Annotated in this window: 11 protein-coding genes and 2 pseudogenes; 1 reads left to right on the top strand and 12 read right to left on the bottom strand. The window is 66.0% G+C overall.

What is annotated here, in order from left to right; translation table 11 throughout:
* Window positions 1–231: 231 nt before the first annotated feature.
* The 7 genes and pseudogenes from AC1DXK_RS26165 to AC1DXK_RS26135 form a co-directional block, all read right to left on the bottom strand.
* Window positions 232–1050: a DUF4344 domain-containing metallopeptidase gene (locus tag AC1DXK_RS26165; protein ID WP_457104585.1), complete on the bottom strand. Its 819-nt coding sequence runs from the start codon at window positions 1048–1050 to the stop codon at window positions 232–234.
* A 135-nt stretch (window positions 1051–1185) separates the two neighbouring features.
* Complete coding sequence (locus tag AC1DXK_RS26160; protein WP_477299429.1) at window positions 1186–1704, bottom strand: Spy/CpxP family protein refolding chaperone; 519 nt, start codon at window positions 1702–1704, stop codon at window positions 1186–1188.
* 1183 nt (window positions 1705–2887) lie between these two features.
* Window positions 2888–3367, bottom strand: coding sequence for a cache domain-containing protein (locus AC1DXK_RS26155; protein ID WP_457107791.1), 480 nt, complete (start codon window positions 3365–3367; stop codon window positions 2888–2890).
* Between the two features lie 405 nt (window positions 3368–3772).
* A complete protein-coding gene (locus tag AC1DXK_RS26150; RefSeq protein ID WP_457107790.1) occupies window positions 3773–5962 on the bottom strand; it encodes a hypothetical protein in 2190 nt (729 codons plus the stop codon).
* Window positions 5963–6052: 90 nt separating this feature from the next.
* The gene (locus tag AC1DXK_RS26145) at window positions 6053–7699 is read right to left on the bottom strand and encodes a bifunctional aspartate transaminase/aspartate 4-decarboxylase (protein ID WP_457107789.1); all 1647 of its coding nucleotides are present in this window, start codon (window positions 7697–7699) and stop codon (window positions 6053–6055) included.
* Window positions 7700–7726: 27 nt separating this feature from the next.
* The gene (locus tag AC1DXK_RS26140) at window positions 7727–8248 is read right to left on the bottom strand and encodes an aspartate-alanine antiporter-like transporter (protein WP_457107788.1); all 522 of its coding nucleotides are present in this window, start codon (window positions 8246–8248) and stop codon (window positions 7727–7729) included.
* A 379-nt stretch (window positions 8249–8627) separates the two neighbouring features.
* Window positions 8628–9404 (bottom strand): annotated as a pseudogene (locus AC1DXK_RS26135) (aspartate-alanine antiporter-like transporter); the annotation flags it as partial.
* Between the two features lie 464 nt (window positions 9405–9868).
* Here AC1DXK_RS26135 and AC1DXK_RS26130 point away from each other — a divergent pair.
* A complete protein-coding gene (locus AC1DXK_RS26130; protein WP_457107787.1) occupies window positions 9869–10723 on the top strand; it encodes a DUF4344 domain-containing metallopeptidase in 855 nt (284 codons plus the stop codon).
* A gap of 57 nt (window positions 10724–10780) precedes the next feature.
* On the opposite strand, the pseudogene AC1DXK_RS26125 reads toward AC1DXK_RS26130, so the two are convergent.
* The 5 genes and pseudogenes from AC1DXK_RS26125 to AC1DXK_RS26105 form a co-directional block, all read right to left on the bottom strand.
* Window positions 10781–11590, bottom strand: a pseudogene (locus AC1DXK_RS26125) (universal stress protein).
* Between the two features lie 124 nt (window positions 11591–11714).
* Window positions 11715–12080, bottom strand: a complete 366-nt coding sequence (locus tag AC1DXK_RS26120) for a PRC-barrel domain containing protein (protein WP_477299428.1) — start codon at window positions 12078–12080, stop codon at window positions 11715–11717.
* 14 nt (window positions 12081–12094) lie between these two features.
* Window positions 12095–13165, bottom strand: a complete 1071-nt coding sequence (locus tag AC1DXK_RS26115; protein WP_477299427.1) for an AraC family transcriptional regulator — start codon at window positions 13163–13165, stop codon at window positions 12095–12097.
* Between the two features lie 429 nt (window positions 13166–13594).
* On the bottom strand, window positions 13595–14434 hold the full coding sequence (ppk2, locus tag AC1DXK_RS26110; RefSeq protein ID WP_477299426.1) for a polyphosphate kinase 2: 840 nt from the start codon (window positions 14432–14434) through the stop codon (window positions 13595–13597).
* 16 nt (window positions 14435–14450) lie between these two features.
* Window positions 14451–17533: efflux RND transporter permease subunit (locus tag AC1DXK_RS26105; protein ID WP_477299425.1), on the bottom strand; the 3083-nt coding region annotated here is incomplete at its 5' end.

Genomic DNA, 17533 nt, shown 5'->3' with positions numbered 1-17533 from the left:
GCGCACCGCTACTACGGCGGCGGGTGTGGCGCCTACAGCTACTACGACGCGAATTACGGCGGCTGTGTGCCCTACTGAGCGGTCGCGCCAGCGTCCTACGGGTGTGGCCACCCTGGCGTGACCCAATGCAGCCTCTGTCCCCGGCGGCCTCATCCAACCGGCCAACGGAGACACCGGGCCGTGGCGAGAAGCGGTGCCGGAGGAAGTCTGGCCTGTGCTGCGCGTCTGCGCTCAGTAGAGCCAGCGAAAGCCCCGCCTTATCCGTTCGCGCCCCATCTTGCCGCCCTGGAGATGATTTCGAAACAGCCTGTCCATGGCATGCACCGCCAGGCCATACTCACCCCTGCAGTTCTCTGCCCGCTCCTTGGGCAGGTCGCCGCGCTCCACAAGGTAGCCGAAGGCGCGCCGGTCCGAGCCGTATGCGAGGCAAAGCAGGTTGTAGAGGCGCTGGTAAAACAGCCCGTGATCATCGGCGTAGGTGGCTTTCTCCTGCTTGTCCTCCGCGCCGTAGCTGATGAACAGGATGGAGCTGCCCGCGATGATCTGTCGGGCCTGGGCCGGCTTCAGGCGGAGCAGGACGAGCGCGGCGAACTGGTCGGCGGCGTCTTCCTCGCGGCCGAGCACAGGTACGTCCAGCAGGTCGAACAGGGCATGCCCGGTCTCGTGCAGGAAGACCTGCGCGACTGGGCCGGAAACGGCATCGTGAAGCGACAGGCTGCCGAGGGACGGGGCCCTGCGTGCTCGATCGCGCACATCCTGGATGTATTCGTAGCAGACCGTGACCGAGCGGGTCTTGGGCTCGTACCAAGCGTTGCTCTCGCCGTCGCACTCGGACAGGCGCAAGGTCATGGCCCGCGGCAGCCGGACCATACCGACGATCTCGCGCAAGCCCTCAAGGACGCGGCGTGCGCGCATCTCCCGGTATATCTCCTGTGCCTGCGCGGCCTTCGGAACCTGGTAGACGGTCCGGATCGGGCTGCCCGTATCGGCCCGGGAGGCGCTGATCATCAGGGTGAAGGCTAACCCGGCGAGGGCAAGCGGCCGTGGCATCGTCCCGCCTCCAGGGCTTCGGGGCGTCGGCAACATTGGACAGCGCGGCCAACCCTGGCGGGACCCGCGCCCCTGCTTTCGGTCACCGTCTACGTCGCCTCACCCGCCCTAGAGGCGGGTGAGGCGAATGCTCACTCAGCCCTCGTCGTCGTCGTCATCGTCCATGAGCTCCTTGCGGCGATTCTCTGCGGCGTCCCGCAATCCCCCGATGACCCGGGTGACGACCACGCGCATCCGGCTCTTCTGATCTGGAGAGAGGGTCTGGTAGAGCGGCTGCCAGGCATCCGCGAGCTTCTTGAGCCCGTTGGCGCGCTCGTCCATGATCTCGGCCCGCTCGCGCATAAGSCGGAGCGGGTCGGGGTCGGCGCGCTGGGCAGCGGCSCGTCCCTGCAGGTTGGACAGCCGGGTGTAGCGCGCATCGGCGCGCGTGCGGATGGCCTCCTCGATGGCCGGCCAGTACTTCTGCTGGTCGGGCGTGAGYTGGAGGGCGGCCTTCACCACCCCGATCCGGGCATCGGTCAGGGCCTTGAAGTCCGTCTGGGTCAGCTTTCCAGTCTCASCGAGYGCGCCGGTGCGGGACACGTCCTCCGCCAAGGCCAACGGGCCTCCGGCGAGCACGAAGACGGCAGCCATGGGAATCAAGCGCTTCTGCATATCGGCCTCCTATCCGGGTAGAGCGTCCGGGCGACAGCCCGGGCCAAGGTGTCCGTCATCGGTCTGTTCCGAGGAGACGGAGCGGATGTCAGTACGCGTGACGCCGGCTGACGCGCCGGGCCGTCCTGCGAGCCGACCGGTGTGCCATCCCGACCGCCGTCACGGTCTTGATGACCAGCCGATCGGACACCGCGGTCGCCTGGACCGCGGGTCGGAGATAGCTCAAGGGGGCGGCCCGAGCGGCGCCCAGCGGGACCAAAGTCAACGCGGCGAGGACGAAGAGTCCGGACACATGACGGCACAGCATGGTCATCTCCCTCGGTTCAGCCCCGTATCGCCCCCGGTGCGCCTCGGTCGTGATCGGACTCCGGCGAGTCATGGCGCGGGAGAGGCGAGATTATCCGTCCGCGGCACAAGGTCTGCCGCGCCGCGGGCGTGACGAGAGCGAAGCTTCATCTGCCCCGGGACCGCAGCCGTTCTGGAGGTAGATCACTGTTCCGGACGGCCTGCTTGATCAACAGGGTCTTTACTACGGGAATTTGCGGCTGCGGGCATGAGCCTCGGACGCGTCGCAAACTCGGAGCCGAGACACAGAAAGACCGCTGCCGCCGCGCTCTCTTTTTTGGTTCGACGGGGGTCCGAAGCAGTTGACGAGCAGCTGGTTGTGCTCACAGGCCGTCGGGGCGCGCGAGAACCCTACCAGCGTGCAGAGCCGTTGCCATCGCCGCGGCACTCAACCTCTACCGACTCGCCGTGCGGTTCGCCGAACGCTCAGTTGGCACGACGCGCACCTCACGCTCTGCCGCTCTCGCTGCATGACTGCGATTTCGCTAACAGTGTTCCGCCCGTTATGCGAATGGCTCCGGATCGAAGCGGTCGCATGAATGTCAGCACGGGAGGAGCGTCCGACGGTCCCGGAATGACCGGGAAGGGCGCGAAACCCACGGTCCGGTTCTACGTGCGACGGCATTCCGATCTGACGTAGTCTGGCCGAAAGCGGCCCGTCTGCATCGGATAAGGTCAGTTGTGAAAGGGGACAGGCTCCTGCCGCCGCTTGGCAGCCGCCCGGGATGTCATCGACGAGGCATCACTTACGAGATCATATCAGACCTTTGAAAACCTTGCGGCTGCGCCGATGAGCTCATCTCCTGTCCTCGCCGTTCCGTCGGGGACGATGGCGGCGTCAATCGACATAGACACCCGCCCCCACGAGTGCGTCGACGCCGTCGACGCGCGTCGCGCAGATGTAGCTCCACTTCACGTGGGCATGGGACTGTCCGGGCTTGGGGAACATGTAACCGACCCAGCCGGAGCCAAACGTCTTGACGACTTGGATGAAGTCTCTGTGGAACCGCTTTCCGTCAGCATCGCGGTCGTCGAGGAAGTCCCGTTCTTCGCGGTCCAGGCGAGCGGCGTTGAACAGCACGATGCCGTTCATGTCGACCACGAACAGGTAGACATCCGCGTATCGCCAAGAGCTGCCTTTCGTCCTGAAGTCCGCAAAGGCTTCGCTGCCCCGTTCCACTAGAACGTCGGAGGCCTTGTTGACCAGGGACTCGACCTCCGCCGCTTGATGTGAAATTGAGAATTTCCCTCGCCCGAGAACAGGAGATGGGGCGACCAGGATCAGCAACATCAGACATGCCGCCAACGTCTTGAACATGTTGCCGCCTCCCGTCGCGTCATTTCGATGAGGCACGATGCGAGTTCAGTTCCGGCGTGGCTCGAACCAGTCCCGCGTGACATCTGGACCCGACCGGTGCGTGCGTCACCCAGGAGGCTCGCCGGAAGCACGCCCGTTCCGGAACGGCCCGGCAATCCGCCCCATTGGGGTCTAAGAAGTCCTGCTGCGAGCCTTGACGCTTATTAGCGTGTTCGACCGGCGGCAGAGGCCACGTTCGTGCGCCGCCTCGCCTGATAGAGACCTGCCGATTTCCGAACGGCGCCTCAAGCGGAGGATAGGGCGCCGCGCCTAGGCAATACGCCTGACTTCATCAGGCATAGAACCACGCGTCGGTCAGCCCGCGTACAGGCAGGACCGGGGTGCGCCGAACCCTACAGGCGCGACCTATTCCGGCAGTCGAAATCGCGCTGAAGCGGGTCCCTCATAGAGGTGGCCGTCAGGGCCGAATGCACCGGCGAATGCCTGTCCTCCTGTCGTTTCCGCGCAGACGAGATCATGATTTGAAATCTCCGTCACCGTGCATCCCGACGTTGCCGCCAGCGCGCCCGGGATGAGCCGAAAGTCCCCGCGCTCGGGTGCCGTGAAGCCCGGATTGCCGGTACGCCCGTGGGACTCGATCCCGTGCTCGCGCTGGAGCGCGATCGGAAAGCCGTTGCTGCTGACATCGTAATCGAAGACGCTCGCGAGCGCCGGGAGATCGCGTCCGGACTCGTCGACGGGCAGCCACCGGAAGCAGTCGAAGAACGGCAGCGTTCCGGCTTCGCCGAGATAGCGGGCGAGGCCGTCCCCACCGACGACGCCGCGTCCGCAGGTGCTCACATCGAACGTCTCGGGTCTCGGCCGGCACACTTCCTTATCGTAGCCGGGCACGCCGTCCTCGCAGAACAGCAGGGCGTTGTTCCAATGCCTGACATTGGCGGCCGCGCCGATCCCGGTCACGGGCGAGCGCAGGTACCAGCTGTTGTTGAACAGGTAGATCGCGCCGCGCTCCGCATAGCGGTAGGTCCCGGGCTCCGCATCCCGCGGCGGGAGCGCGAGCTTGACGACGCGGCCCTGGAGGCTTGCCTCACAGGTCTGGTCGAGGGGATCCATCCAGGAGACGGCACCGCCCGGACCGATGCTCTCGACGCCCACCGGAAGCCAGCGGGCGCGCGGGAAGTCGTACCGGCGGTCCAGCTTCGGATCGAACGCCCCCCCGGCGGCCGGTTTGTCGACGGGATGGCGTGTGCAGGGCGGCGGGAACGGTGAACGATCCGGCAAGGCGGTCGCGGGGACGTCGTCGAACCAGCCGCGATTGCCATAGATGTAGATGGGGCCGCCGCCCATCTCGTCGAACGAGAACCACGCGTGGGCATTGACGATCCGGTTGCGGTAGATCCGAACGTCCGTCGCCCAAGTCTCCAGTTCGACGGGGTTGTCGCGCACGTAAGCGAACAGGTTGTCGTAGATCCAGATGTCCTGATTGAACGGGCAGGTCTCCGGTGAGAGATCCGCAGCCTTGCGGTCATCGCAGGCGGCCGCCTTCAGCCGCACGCCATTGTAGGCCGAAACGACACTGTTGCGGCGAAAGATGATCGGCCCCCGCACATCGGTTGCGCCGAGGAGCGCGCCGTTGAAGTGATCATAGGCGCCGTGGTGGCTCACGCCCCAAGGAATGCTCCGCCAGAGCAGCCCCGGGCAGCCGAGCGGGCTGACGCGGCCGTCGGCGCAGCGGAACGGCCCCTCGCGCGTCAGGGCCGCGGCGTCGAAGCCGCTCGCGTCCTGCACCCATGTCACGTCCTCGACCACGAGAGAATCGGCAGGGTGCTCCGGGCTGCCGCGTGCCGCCAGACCGTAGCTGCTTCCGATCACGAGCGAGCGACGCAGCGTGACGCGGCGGCTGCCAATCGCGCGGACCGCCGCGAGCCAGCATCCGTCAAAGGTCAGATCCTCGATCGTGACGCCGTCAGCCCGCTCGATATCGAGGCAGGCTGCCTCTGCCAGCCGCCCCGCACGACCGATCGGTATGGCGAGCCGCGAGCGGCGGCTGCGCTCGCGCTCGTCGGTCGCGGTCGGCGTGGTCAGAGCGCCGAGCAGATCCGGAGCCCGGGGGGCCGCAAGGGCCATCGCGAGGCCGCCGCAGGCCTGCTCGACGTCGTCCTCGGGCATCGGGCAGCCGCGTATCTCCGCGACCGTGCGTCCGACCAGCCGGGTGCGCTGACCGAGCCCCTTAACCAGGATCGGCAGCGCGTCTCGCTGTCCAAGGCCGGACAACACGATCCGCTCTCGGTAGAGCGCCGCAACGGCCGGATCCGGATTGTCGGCGAGGAGTTGGACGACGTCGCCCGGGCTTAGTCCCCGCATCGCCGCAGTCGAGAAGGCTTGCGTCTGCGGGGCGACCATCCGGCCGTCCGCACCGTATCCCGGTCCCGACCCCGCCGGCGTAACGTAGATTGTCCGTGCTACGGCACCCTGCGCCCCCAGGCAGAGCAGCGCCGCCGCGAGCACGCGCCACGCGCAGCGGCTGCCTGGGGACGAGTGGAGCCGGGCCGTCGGGAGGCCGATCGCGGCATTCGCTCCATCAACGAAAGCCATCGTCGGCGCCTCGACCATGCCGGTGCGGACAGGAAATGCGATCAACAGGCCCGGGACCCGCGCGATCCCGACACCGGAACATCGGGCAGGTCACTCAGCCGGGACGTGCTCGACCTCGATCTCCGCCGGGGCGGCGCGCTTGGCAGCCTCGTAGGCATCCCGATACCCGCGCGCGACGGCACGGACGCCGCGTCCGATATCGGCGTAAGCCTCGTCGGGCAGGTTGGCGAGGGACACCCGCAGGGACCAGTCGGGGGCTTCGAAGCCGCCGCCGTTGAGCAGCACGATGCCGTGGACCTCGGCAAGCCGGAAGGCGAGGTCGAGGGGATGGACGTTGCGCTTCAGGTAGGCCACAGCCTCTTCGCCGATGTTCTTGCGAGCCCAGAACTCGAAATCGATCAGCCCATAATAGGCATCGTAATTCGGGTTGGGCGTGAGCTGAAGGCCGAGTCCCTCGATCATCGACCAAGCGCGCCGGTTGACGATCTCCATGCATGCGTCCTGATAGATCTTGTTCTCGTCCATCAGCTCGGCGAGCGAGAACAGGCTCATCATCACTTGCTGCGGCAGGGACAGGCCGGCGGTGTGGTTGAGCGCGATGTCACGACTGTCGGCGACGATGCGGTCGATGAACTTGAGCTTGCGGGGCTCCAGTGTCAGCGGCCCGTAGCGCTTGTCGAGATCGGCGGTGACCTCGGGCGGCAGCTTCGCGATGGCCCTGTCGAAGATATTATCCTCATGGATCGCGATCGCGCCGAGCCGCCAGCCGGTGCAGCCGAAGTACTTGGAGAAAGAGTAGACGCCGATGGTGTTGTGCGGCAGCTCTGCCATGAGCGATCGGAAATCATGTACGAACGTGCCGTAGACGTCATCGGTCAGGATCATCAGATCGGGTCGCTTGTCCCTGACCAATGCGGTGATTTTGGCGATCGTCTCGGGGCTCAGGGCCATCCCGGTCGGGTTGCCGGGGTTGACCACGAAGAAGGCCTTGACCTTGGGATCGAGGAGCTTGTCGATCTCGGCGTCCGTGTACTGAAATTTGTTCTCCTGCGGCGCCTTGATGTGGACAACGTCGAGGGCGTAGTCCTCGAGATGCGTCATCTCGAGATAAGGCGTGAAGATCGGCGTGCCGAGGGCGATCGTGTCGCCCGGCATCAGAAGCCGGTTGGCCTTGAGCGACTTGAACAGGTAGCACATCGCCGCCGTTCCGCCTTCGACCGCGTAGAGATCGAACCGGCCCGGCGGCTTACGCGACCCGCACATTGCCCACATCAGGTATTCGTGCACGATGCGCTCGTTGTGCACGAGCATCCGATCGGGAACAGGGTAGTTGTCTCCGACGATCGAGTCGACGAGTTCGTGCACGAAGGCGTCCGGCTCGAAGGCGAACGTTGTCGTCGCGTAGGGAACGAGGGCGGTCAGGAAGTCGGCGCCCGGTTGATCGGCGTGCTGATGCAGCCACGCGTCCAGGCGTTCGGCACTGCCGGTTGCCTGCGGCATGCCGCCGAGCCCGGCGGGGTGGCTCATCACGCGCCGGCTTTCGGTCATCGCGAATTGGCCGAGGAGGAAAAAGGCGTCGCGTGGCGTCGTGGCGACCCAGTTCGGGTTACCTCGTCCCGCATTGAGAAAGGCCGATTGTGTTCGGCGAGACGTGTCCTTTGCCAGTTTGATCAGCTCGTCCTTGATCTCGAAGGGGCTAAGCGACTCGAAGTCCTGTAGATCGAATGATCCTGTCATGACAATACTCCGGCGCTTCGGGGGGTCTCAAGAAAAGATGAGCACGATTACCATTCCGTAGATGGTAAGTACGGTGTTGCCGATGGCGTAGGGCATGCCGTAGCCAAGAGCTGGGATCTTGCTCTTGGCGGCTTCCTGGACCATGCCGAGGGCCGCGGTGGTGGTCCGTACGCCCGCGCAGGCACCGAACAGGATGGCAGGGTGGAACTTGAAGATGTACCGGCCGATGTAGACCGACAGGACCATCGGGATAGCGGTCGCCAGTGCGCCCCAGAGAAGAAGACTCAGGCCCACAGCCTGGACACCCGCCACGAAGCCCGGACCGGCGCTGATGCCGACGACGGCGATGAACACGTTGAGGCCCAGCGTGTTCAGTAGCCACAGGGCCGGCCCCGGGATGCGCCCGAAGATCGGACGGACCGTCCGCAGCCAACCGAGCACCAAGCCGGCCAGCAAGGCGCCGCCGGAGGTCGACAGGCTGATCGGGATGCCGCCGATCTTGTAGCTCAGCGCGCCGACGAGCCCCCCCGAGGACGATGCCCATGGCAAGAAAAGCGATATCGGTCGTCTCAACCGTCCTGTCCGGGTAGCCGAGGTGCCCGATCGCCGCTTCGACGTGCCGGTGGCCTCCGGCAAGCGTCAGGATGTCGCCGCGCAGGATCTCGGTCCGGGGCAACACCGGGAGTTCGACCATGTTTCGCATGATCTTGCGAAGATAGACGCCGCGCGCCCAATCGTGGGTCGCCAGCTCCTCGAGATTCTTGCCGGCGATGGCTCGATTCGTTACGAGAACGTCGACAACTTCTGCCGGAACGTTGAGGAGCTCCCGGTCCTGGACCTCCTCCAGCATGGGATTGAGGGTATCGACGAGGCGCTCGCGATGACCGGAGACCGCGACGACGTCGTCCGGCCGCAGCATGGTCTCGCCATCGGCCTCGATGATCTGATCGCCGCGCCGAACGCGCTCAACGAAGACGCGCATCCCCGGCCATATGTCCCGCACCGGACGGCCGACGATACTGTCGTCGTCGGGTACCCGGTACGCCCGTAACTCGATGTGGCGGATCGCCGAGATGAGGCCTCCCTCGCTCACTTGGCCGCCCATCGTCTGCTCGTAGTCTTTGCAGGCCTTCTCCAGATCGACGCCGATCAGCTTCGGTCCGAGCTGCGCTAGTATGATCGCTGACCCAATCGTGCCGAAAATATAGGTGACTGCGTAACCGATCGGGATCTGATCGAGATAGGTCTTGGCTTGGTCGGCCGGCATGTCGAGCCGCGAGATCTGGTCGGATGCGACACCAATCGAGGCGGAGATGGTCTGCGAGCCGGCGTACAACCCCGCGGCGTATCCGAGATCGAGGCCAGCGAGCTTCGCGCAGAGCACGGGCGAGAGCAGGCAGAGGACCAGGACAACGAGCGAGAAGCCGATCTGCCGCGGACCCTCTTTGGTCAGGCCGCTCACGAATTGCGGTCCGACCCCGTATCCGACGGCGAAGATGAACAGGATGAAGAAGGTCGATTTGACGTTGGGTGAGATGGCGATCCCCAGCTGACCGATGGCGACCGCGGCGAGCAGGGTCGCGGTGACGTTCCCGAGGCTGAAGCCCGCGATTTTTCGAGGGCCGATTGCAAATCCGATCGCAAGGGACAGGAAAATCGCCAGCTCGGGATAGGTCTGAAAGGTCCTGACGAGCCAATCGGCCATAGGATGTTTCCCTATCCGGTCGCTCGTCCTTGAATCGGCGATTCCAGACGAACGGACGACAGTTTCCAATCCTGCCGCACTACCCGCCAGACCCCGCCGAGGCGTGAACCTGATTGGAAGCTGCGACCATCAGAAGCTATAATGGGATGAATACACGCCGCTTGATCGTTTGGGACAGATGACTATCTCGTTGGAAAAATGTCTTAATCTGTCATCCGGCAATCTAGTTCAAAATGAAGGCGACTGCAATTTAGATTGTCACTGCAATGCGGCGTGGCGTCTGGCGGGACCATTCCGGCGACCCCGCATCGAGCCGCATCTCGGATCCGAACCGTCGCACCACAACCCGAGCAGATCTAACCACCCACAGAGTCTTCTTCCACCGGGTGCGCATCATGGACATAGCACAGCGCCTTCAGGCGAGGGTGGTTTCTGGGCTTAGAGGACCGGGACAGGACGGCGCCATGGTCAACCGCGTCGGTCGTCGGGCGATCCCCAGGGTCCTACTGACGGCCCTCCTCCTTTTATTGGTTGCTCCCGTCCATGCCACGCCTGCGCGGCACGGCCGCGGCGGCGTCGTCGTGACCTACGTGCAGCCTACCGACCCCGCGCATCGCGAGATCTACCGGAGACTGCGGCGGCAGCGCGTGTTGGAGCGACTCGGCGCGGTCGTTCGTCTGGTCCGGCTCCCCGGTCGTTTGACGCTCCGGGTGAAGGGGTGCGGCGGCGAGGCGAACGCCTGGTACGATCCCGAAAGCCGCGCCGTCACGATGTGCTACGAGTTGGTCGCGGGCATCGTCGCTCTCGCGCCGCGCGAGGCCTCTGCGGCCGGCGTCACCCAGGAGCAGGCGATCCGCGGGCCGGTGGCCCAGATCCTCGTCCACGAGACCGGACATGCCCTGTTCCACCTGCTGCGCGTCCCGATCTTCGGGCGCGAGGAGGATGCAGCCGATCAACTCGCAGCCCTCCTCCTGCTCCACCTCGCCCCTGCGCAGGCGCGGGATCTCATCGGCGGGAGCGGGTACTTCTTCGTGACGCTGGGGCGGCAGGAAGCGATCGACAGAAGCAGTTTCGCCAACGTGCACGGCCTGTCGTGGCAGAGATTCTACAGCCTCGTCTGCCTCGCCTACGGCTCCGATCCCCGCCGCTACCCCGACATCGTTGCAAAGGGCTATCTGCCGAGCGAGCGGGCCGCGACGTGCGGAGAGGAGTATAAGCAGGTCGCTTACGCCTTCGAGAGGCTGATCGGCCCGCACCTACGGGTCCGCCTGCATCGCGGCGCGCGCCTGCGGCGCGCGTGGCAGTCGCGTGCCCCGTAGACCGGCCGCCGCTGTCGTCGGGCGATAACCGGCGGTGTATACGCCGCGAACTGGTCATCAGTGGCTCATCAGGCAGCAGACCGACGAACGTTTCAAGAAGTCGCGCGTGACGCCGCCGAACAACCATTCCCGCAATCGGGACCGGCCATATCCGCCCATAACCACAAGATCCGCATCCGCTTGGTCTACGAAGCGCAGGATTTCATCCGCGACATTCCGAGCGGTCGCATCCAACAGGTGCTGGCTGACCTATGCGCCGTGACGGGTCAGAAACTCCGCGACGCGGCCGACACCATCGGATCGGGATTCCTCGCCCGCACTGACGACGGAGACGTGCTTCGCGCGACGGAGGAAAGGCAGCGCAGCCGAGACCGCGCGACGTGCCTCCGGCGCATCTTTCCAAGCGACGACGATCCGTTCGGCCCTGAGGTCATCCGAGCCGGGTGGAGTCATCAGGACCGGACGCCCGACTTCCATCAGGACCGCGCCGGGCAGGGCGCTCATCTCGCCGATGCCTTCATCACTCTCGCGCCCGACGACAACGACGTCCGCAGCCAGCGCCTACCGCACCAGAAAGTCTGCCGCGTTGGCCTCCGCTTGTAACCAGCTGGTCGGGACATCCGCGCCGGAATTCTGCTCGAAAAGATCCCGGCATCGCTCCAAATCCCTCGCGAGCTTGGCTTGCTCCTCGTTATAGTCCGCCTGAATCTCAGCCAGGTCGTGGCCGGGGCCAGGATTTGGAATCTTGCGCGCAGCGACACCGGTCAGCATGGCCTCGAAGCGCTTCGCGAGATGCGCCGAAAGGTGGACGCGGGTAGCGGCTGCCGCGCCAAGGTCAAGTGAAACCAGGATGTTGGCGATGGTCATCTCAACAACTCTCGTCAAGCCGTTAAAAAAGGTCGGGCAGTCAGCTTTGCCGGCGGCGCCGCAGTCGGCGTGCGCCCAGGTTGCGGTCCTGGAAAAACCATGGCGCTCAGCTGAAGAGCCTTTCTCAAGGCCCGATCACGGGAGCTTGCCGGATATCTTCGCCTGTGCCGCTGACGATCAGGTCATTGTTGAACTGATGCAGCTTTGGGACCGGGATGCCGATCTCCCCGCCACCGAGCCATCGTCGGCGGGCGACCACGCCGATCAGCGTATGGCCGTCCTGCGAGACCCTGACATCCTGCACGCGCCCCACGACGAGTTTGTGATCGGCGTGGAGCCACCGTCCCCGGAGGGTCGGGATCAGCGACGCCGCGGCCATCTGCATGTGCGAATCCGCCTGCATCGCGATCAGCGGGCGGGCTTCCTGCGCGCGCGCGGCGCCGGCGAACAGGATGAGGGCGCAGACCAAGATGCGAGCGGGTTGGCGCATCCCTTGTCCCTCCTCTAACCCGCCTGAGGCTTGTCACTGTCGACGGGGCTGTTCGTCTCCGATCGCTTCTCCTTCCRCCATGTGCTGGGCGCCATGCCCGACCAGCGCCGAAAGGCATGCGTGAAGGCGGCAAGCTCGGAGAAGTTCAGGGCCGCCGAAATCTGCGTCAGGTTCATGCTCGTGTCGGCCAAAAGCTGCTTGGCCACCGCGAAATGGACCTCGTTGGTGAGCTGCCTGAAGCTCGTGCCCTCGGCCCTCAGGCGGCGGCTCAGGGTGCGGCGGTTCACCAGCCGCAGGCGCGCTATCTGCTCCGCCTTGCAGCGCTGCTTAATCACCGTAGCATGGAGATAGTGGCGGAGCTCGTCGGTGAGCTTGGCGGGCTGGGCGACCTCGATCCGGCGGATCCGCTCCTCCACCCGTCGGCGAACGGCCGGGTCCGCGCCGGCGATCGTCTGCTGCACGAGGGGCGCCGGAAAAATCAGGGCGGTCATTTCCTGATCGAACCGGACGGGCGCGCGGAAGAACGCACCGTATGGCGTGCTGTCATCCGGCGCGGAGCGCGGCAGCAGCACCTCCAGCGGCGCCCATCGGGGCCCGCAGAGCGCCCGCAGAACGTTGGTCACCTTGGCCAGGGCCCGCTCGGAACGGAGGGCGGCTCCGGCAACCTCGAGCTCATACGGGGTGTAGCTGAATACGGCGATCTCGTCGAAGACGCCCAGCCCGACCGCGCCGCCCCGGTCCTGTACGCACAGATGAGCCTTGAGGGCCTGCAGAGCGTCCCCGACCGTGTCGCAGTTGCACAGCATCGAGCCGCGGAGCCACCGCGAGGCCAGCGTGACGCGCTCCCCGATGAGGAGTCCGAGTTGCCGGCAATCGGCTGCCAGAGCGATGAGGCGGCCGACTGCGGTGAACGGGACGAGCTTCGTGCGGCTATCGATTATCTGCGGATCGAGGCCGGCTTCGGCGATGAGGCTGCCGAAGCCGGCGCCGAGTTCGGCGAGATCGACCTGGATCGCCCTGACGTCGTCGACTGGGACAAACCTCGTCAAGGGCGCTTTCTCGGTTGCGTGGACGCGCTCGGCCAAGGCTGCCTCCGTCAAGCAGAAGCCGCTGCGCAACGTGGCGGACAGGGACATAGTCGCAGCCTCCGACACCAGTTAATCTGAACCATAAATTATTGCTTGATCGGACGGGACACCGGAACAGCTCCGAACCTAGTAAGAGTCTCCCTGACCTTTTTCGGGGCCGAGCGAGGATTTCTCCGAGGAACCTTGCCGGCCGATCCATCAGAGTTAGCTCGGTCCCGATGCAGAGAACTCCGATACTGGGACGAAAAAGGATTCACGGCAAAGTCCGACTGCGACGCGCAGCCGGGACTGCGCCTTCACGGGAGTGAACACGCCTTTGCAGGCCGCGTCCCGCCGCCAGCCGGCCTGAGTGCGTCGCGTCCACGATCGAGATCCTCTATCGCCGCAACACCGTGCAGACGGCGAACGGTGGCTCCCGCCGCCGGATCAGTACTGCTCCGGCACGAACCGCTGGTCGCGCAGCATGTCATCGTAAGCGTTCTTCTTGCAGCGCTTGGGCAGCGCAACCGGCTCCGGCTTGAGCTCCCGGTAGGGGATCAGATGCAGCAGGTGCGCGATGCAGTTCAGCCGCGCCCTGCGCTTGTCGTCGGAGCGCACCACATACCACGGGAGATCGTCGGAATCGGTTGCCGCAAGCATTGCGTCGCGAGCGCGGGAATAATCATACCAGAGCCGATAAGATTCCAGGTCCATCGGGCTCAGCTTCCACTGCCGGAGCGGATCACTGATGCGGGCCTCGAAGCGGATCCTCTGTTCCTGGCGGCCGACCTCCAGCCAGAACTTGATGAGCTGGATCCCGCTCCCGGCGATGAACTGCTCGATTTGCGGACAGAGGGTCAGGAAGCGGCGCTGCTCGGCCTCGCCGGCAAACCCCATGACGGCCTCGACACCCGCACGATTGTACCAGCTGCGGTCGAAGATCACGATCTCGCCCGCAGCCGGAAAGTGCGCGATGTAGCGCTGAAGGAAAAGCTGGCTCTTCTCGCGATCGGACGGCGCCGGCAGGGCGACGACGCGGAACACGCGCGGGCTGACCCGCTCGGTGATCGCCTTGATGGTGCCGCCCTTGCCAGCCGCGTCGCGCCCCTCGAACGCCACGATGATCCGTGCGCCGGTCGCCTTGACCCAGGCCTGGAGGTGGCAGAGCTGCACCTGGAGCTTCCGCAACTCGCGCTCGTAGGCATTGCGCTTGAGCCGGCTGCGCTMGCCGGGTAGCTCGTCATTGACGCGCCCCTCAGCGGCGCGTGCCTGATTCGTACCGTCCATGGGGGCCAAACCTCCGCTATTCCGCCGGGAGATGGCCCGGCGTGCCGGCGGGCGCGTCGGGTTGCGCGGCCGTGTCGGTCGTCTTGCCGGTCCCGCCGCTCAGGAGGCGCCACGCCCGCTCGCGCAGGCCCTGGAATACGACGTAGAGCGGCGGGATCACGAAGATGCCGAGGAACGATGCGGCGATCATGCCGCCGAACACGGGCGTCCCGACATCGCGCCGGGCGAGCTGCGAGGCGCCCGTGGCGATCACGAGTGGGAGGAGCCCGAGGATGAAGGCGAAGGACGTCATCATCACCGGGCGGAAGCGGAGGCGCGCCCCCTCGGTCGCGGCCTCGCGCAGCGGTATGCCCTTCTCGCGCTGCTCCTTGGCGAACTCGACGATGAGGATGCCGTTCTTGGCGGCCAGGCCGATCAGCACGACCATGCCGATCTGCGCATAGAGATCGAGGGTGAGGTTGCCCCAGACCATCGCCGCGTAGGCGCCGACGATGCCGACCGTCACGGAGAGCAGCACGGGCACCGGGATGGTCCAGCTCTCGTACAGGCCGACCAGGAACAGGAAGGCGAACAGCACCGCGAAGGCCAGGATGATCGCGGTCTTGCCCTCTGCCCGCTTCTCTTGGAAAGCGGTGTCGGTCCATTCCCCGCCGAAACCTGCCGGCAGCGTGCGCGCCGCGACGGCCTCCATGGCCGCGAGCGCCTGGCCCGAGGAGACGCCCGGCGCGGGGCCGCCCTGCACCGTCACGGCGCGGAGGTTGTTGTACCGGATCAGCGCGGGCGGCCCGACGACGATGCGGGCCTCCGCGAGGCTGCGCAACGGGACCATCCCGCCGTCCTTGTTGCGCACGTTGATGCGGTAGATGTCGTCGATCTTCTGGCGGTCCGTCGCCTCGGCCTGGACCTGGACCTGCCACGCGCGGCCGAACAGGTTGATGTCATTGATGTAGTAGCCGCCGAGCGAGGCCTGCAGCGCCTGGAACACGGCGTCGAGCGACACCCCGAGGATCTGGACCTTGTTGCGGTCGATATCGAGGTAGACTGAGGGGTTCGTCGCCGAGAAGGTGCTGAAGACGCGATTGAGCTTCGGCTCCTGGTTCGCCGCGACAAGGAGCCCGCGCAAGACTTGCGCGAGCTCCTTCGGGTCGCCGCCGCGCAGGTCCTCCAGAACGTAGGCGAAGCCGCCGCCGGTGCCGAGACCGATGATCGGCGGCGGCGCGATCGGCACGACCGTGCCGCCGGGGATCTCGCGGAAGCGCTGGCCGAGCCGCGCGATCAGCGCCGCGGCGCCGTCGCCCGCGCCCTTCCGCTCCTCGAAGGGCTTGAGCGTCACCACCTGGAAGGCGGCGCTGCCCTGCGAGTAATTGTCGATAAAGTTGAGGCCGACGACCGTGGTCGTGTCCGCGACCGCGTGCTCCTCGCGCAGGATCGCCTCGGCTTGCGCCGCGACCGCCGAGGTCCGGTCGACGGACGCGCCCTCGGGCAGTTGCACGACCACGAAGAACGCGCCCTGATCGTCCTCCGGCAGGAAGCCCGTGGGCGTGATCTTGGCCAGCTCGACCGTGCCCCAGGCCGCCGCGAGCGACAGCACGACACCGATGATCGACAGGCGGACGATGCGGGCGACCGCCACGCCGTAGCCGTCGCGCACCCCGTCGATCGCGCGCATGATGAAGCCCATGATCCCGCGGCGCGGGCCGTGGTGCGGCCGCAGCAGCACCCCGCAGAGCGCGGGCGAGAGCGTCAGCGCGTTGATCGCCGAGAGGAACATCGAGACCGCGACCGCCACGGCGAACTGGCGGAACAGCTCCCCCGAGATGCCGGGCACGAAGGCGACCGGCACGAAGACCGAGAGCAGGACCAGGGTGATCGCGATGATCGGGGCCGTGATCTCGGCCATCGCCCGCTTGGTGGCCTCGCGCGGGGAGAGGTCGGGATGCTCCTCCATCACCCGCTCGACGTTCTCGACGACCACGATGGCGTCATCGACCACGATGCCGATGGCGAGCACCATGGCGAGCAGCGAGACGGAGTTCGCCGAGTACCCCACCGCCTTGAGGGCGATGAAGGTCCCGATCAGGCTGACAGGCACGGCCAGCGTCGGGATGAGCGTCGCGCGCAGGCTGCCGAGGAACAGGAACACCACCACCACGACGAGCACGAACGCCTCGATCAGGGTCTTCTGCACCTCGTGGACGGTCTCGGTGATGAAGGCCGTCGGGTCGTAGGTGACCTTCCACTCCAGCCCCTCCGGGAAGGAGGGGGCGAGCGCCGCGACGCGGGCCTTGACCTCCTTGAGCGTCGCGATCGCGTTGGCGCCCGGCGATTGGTAGATCGCCACGACGGTCGCCGGGCTGCCGTTGAGCCGGGTCTCACGGTCGAGGCTCGCCGCACCCAGTTCGATCCGGGCGACGTCGCCGAGGCGGAGCAGGGAGCCGTCCGGGTTCGTGCGCAGGACGATGTTCTGGAACTGCTCGGGCGAGGTGAGCCGTCCCTGGGTCTGGATGCTGAGCTGAAGCTGCTGCGCGTTGGAGATCGGCCGGGCACCGATCCGCCCCACGGGCGCCTGGACGTTCTGCGCCTTGATCGCGTCGATCACGTCGCTCGTGGTGAGGTTGAGCCCGGTCAGCTGGTCGGTCCGCACCCAGGCCCGCATCGCGTAATCCTGCGGCCCCCACAAGGTCGCGTCGCCGACGCCGGGCGTGCTCTTGATGCGGTCGAGCAGGTTGATGGTGACGTAGTTCGAGATGAAGAGCGGGTCCTGAACACCCTTGGGCGAGTAGACCGCGAGCACGCCGAGCAGGGCGGACGACTTCTTCTTGACCGTAATCCCCTGCTTGCGAACGTCCTCGGGCAGCTTGGCCAGGGCGATCTGGACCCGGTTGTTGACGTTGACGGCGTTGATGTCCGGATCGGTGCCGAGTTCGAAGGATCCGGTGAGCGTGTAGCTGCCGTCGTTGCCGCTGACGCTCTTCATGTAGAGCAGCTTGTCGACGCCCACGACCTGCGACTCGATGGGCTGTGCGACCGTGGATTCCACCACCTCGGCCGAGGCGCCGGGATACATCGTCGTCACCGAGACCTGAGGCGGCACGATGT

The organism is Methylobacterium sp. P3_A11, from assembly GCF_056403155.1.
The sequence above is the reverse complement of the archived record's forward strand: the minus strand, read 5'-3'. Positions and strand labels throughout refer to the sequence as shown.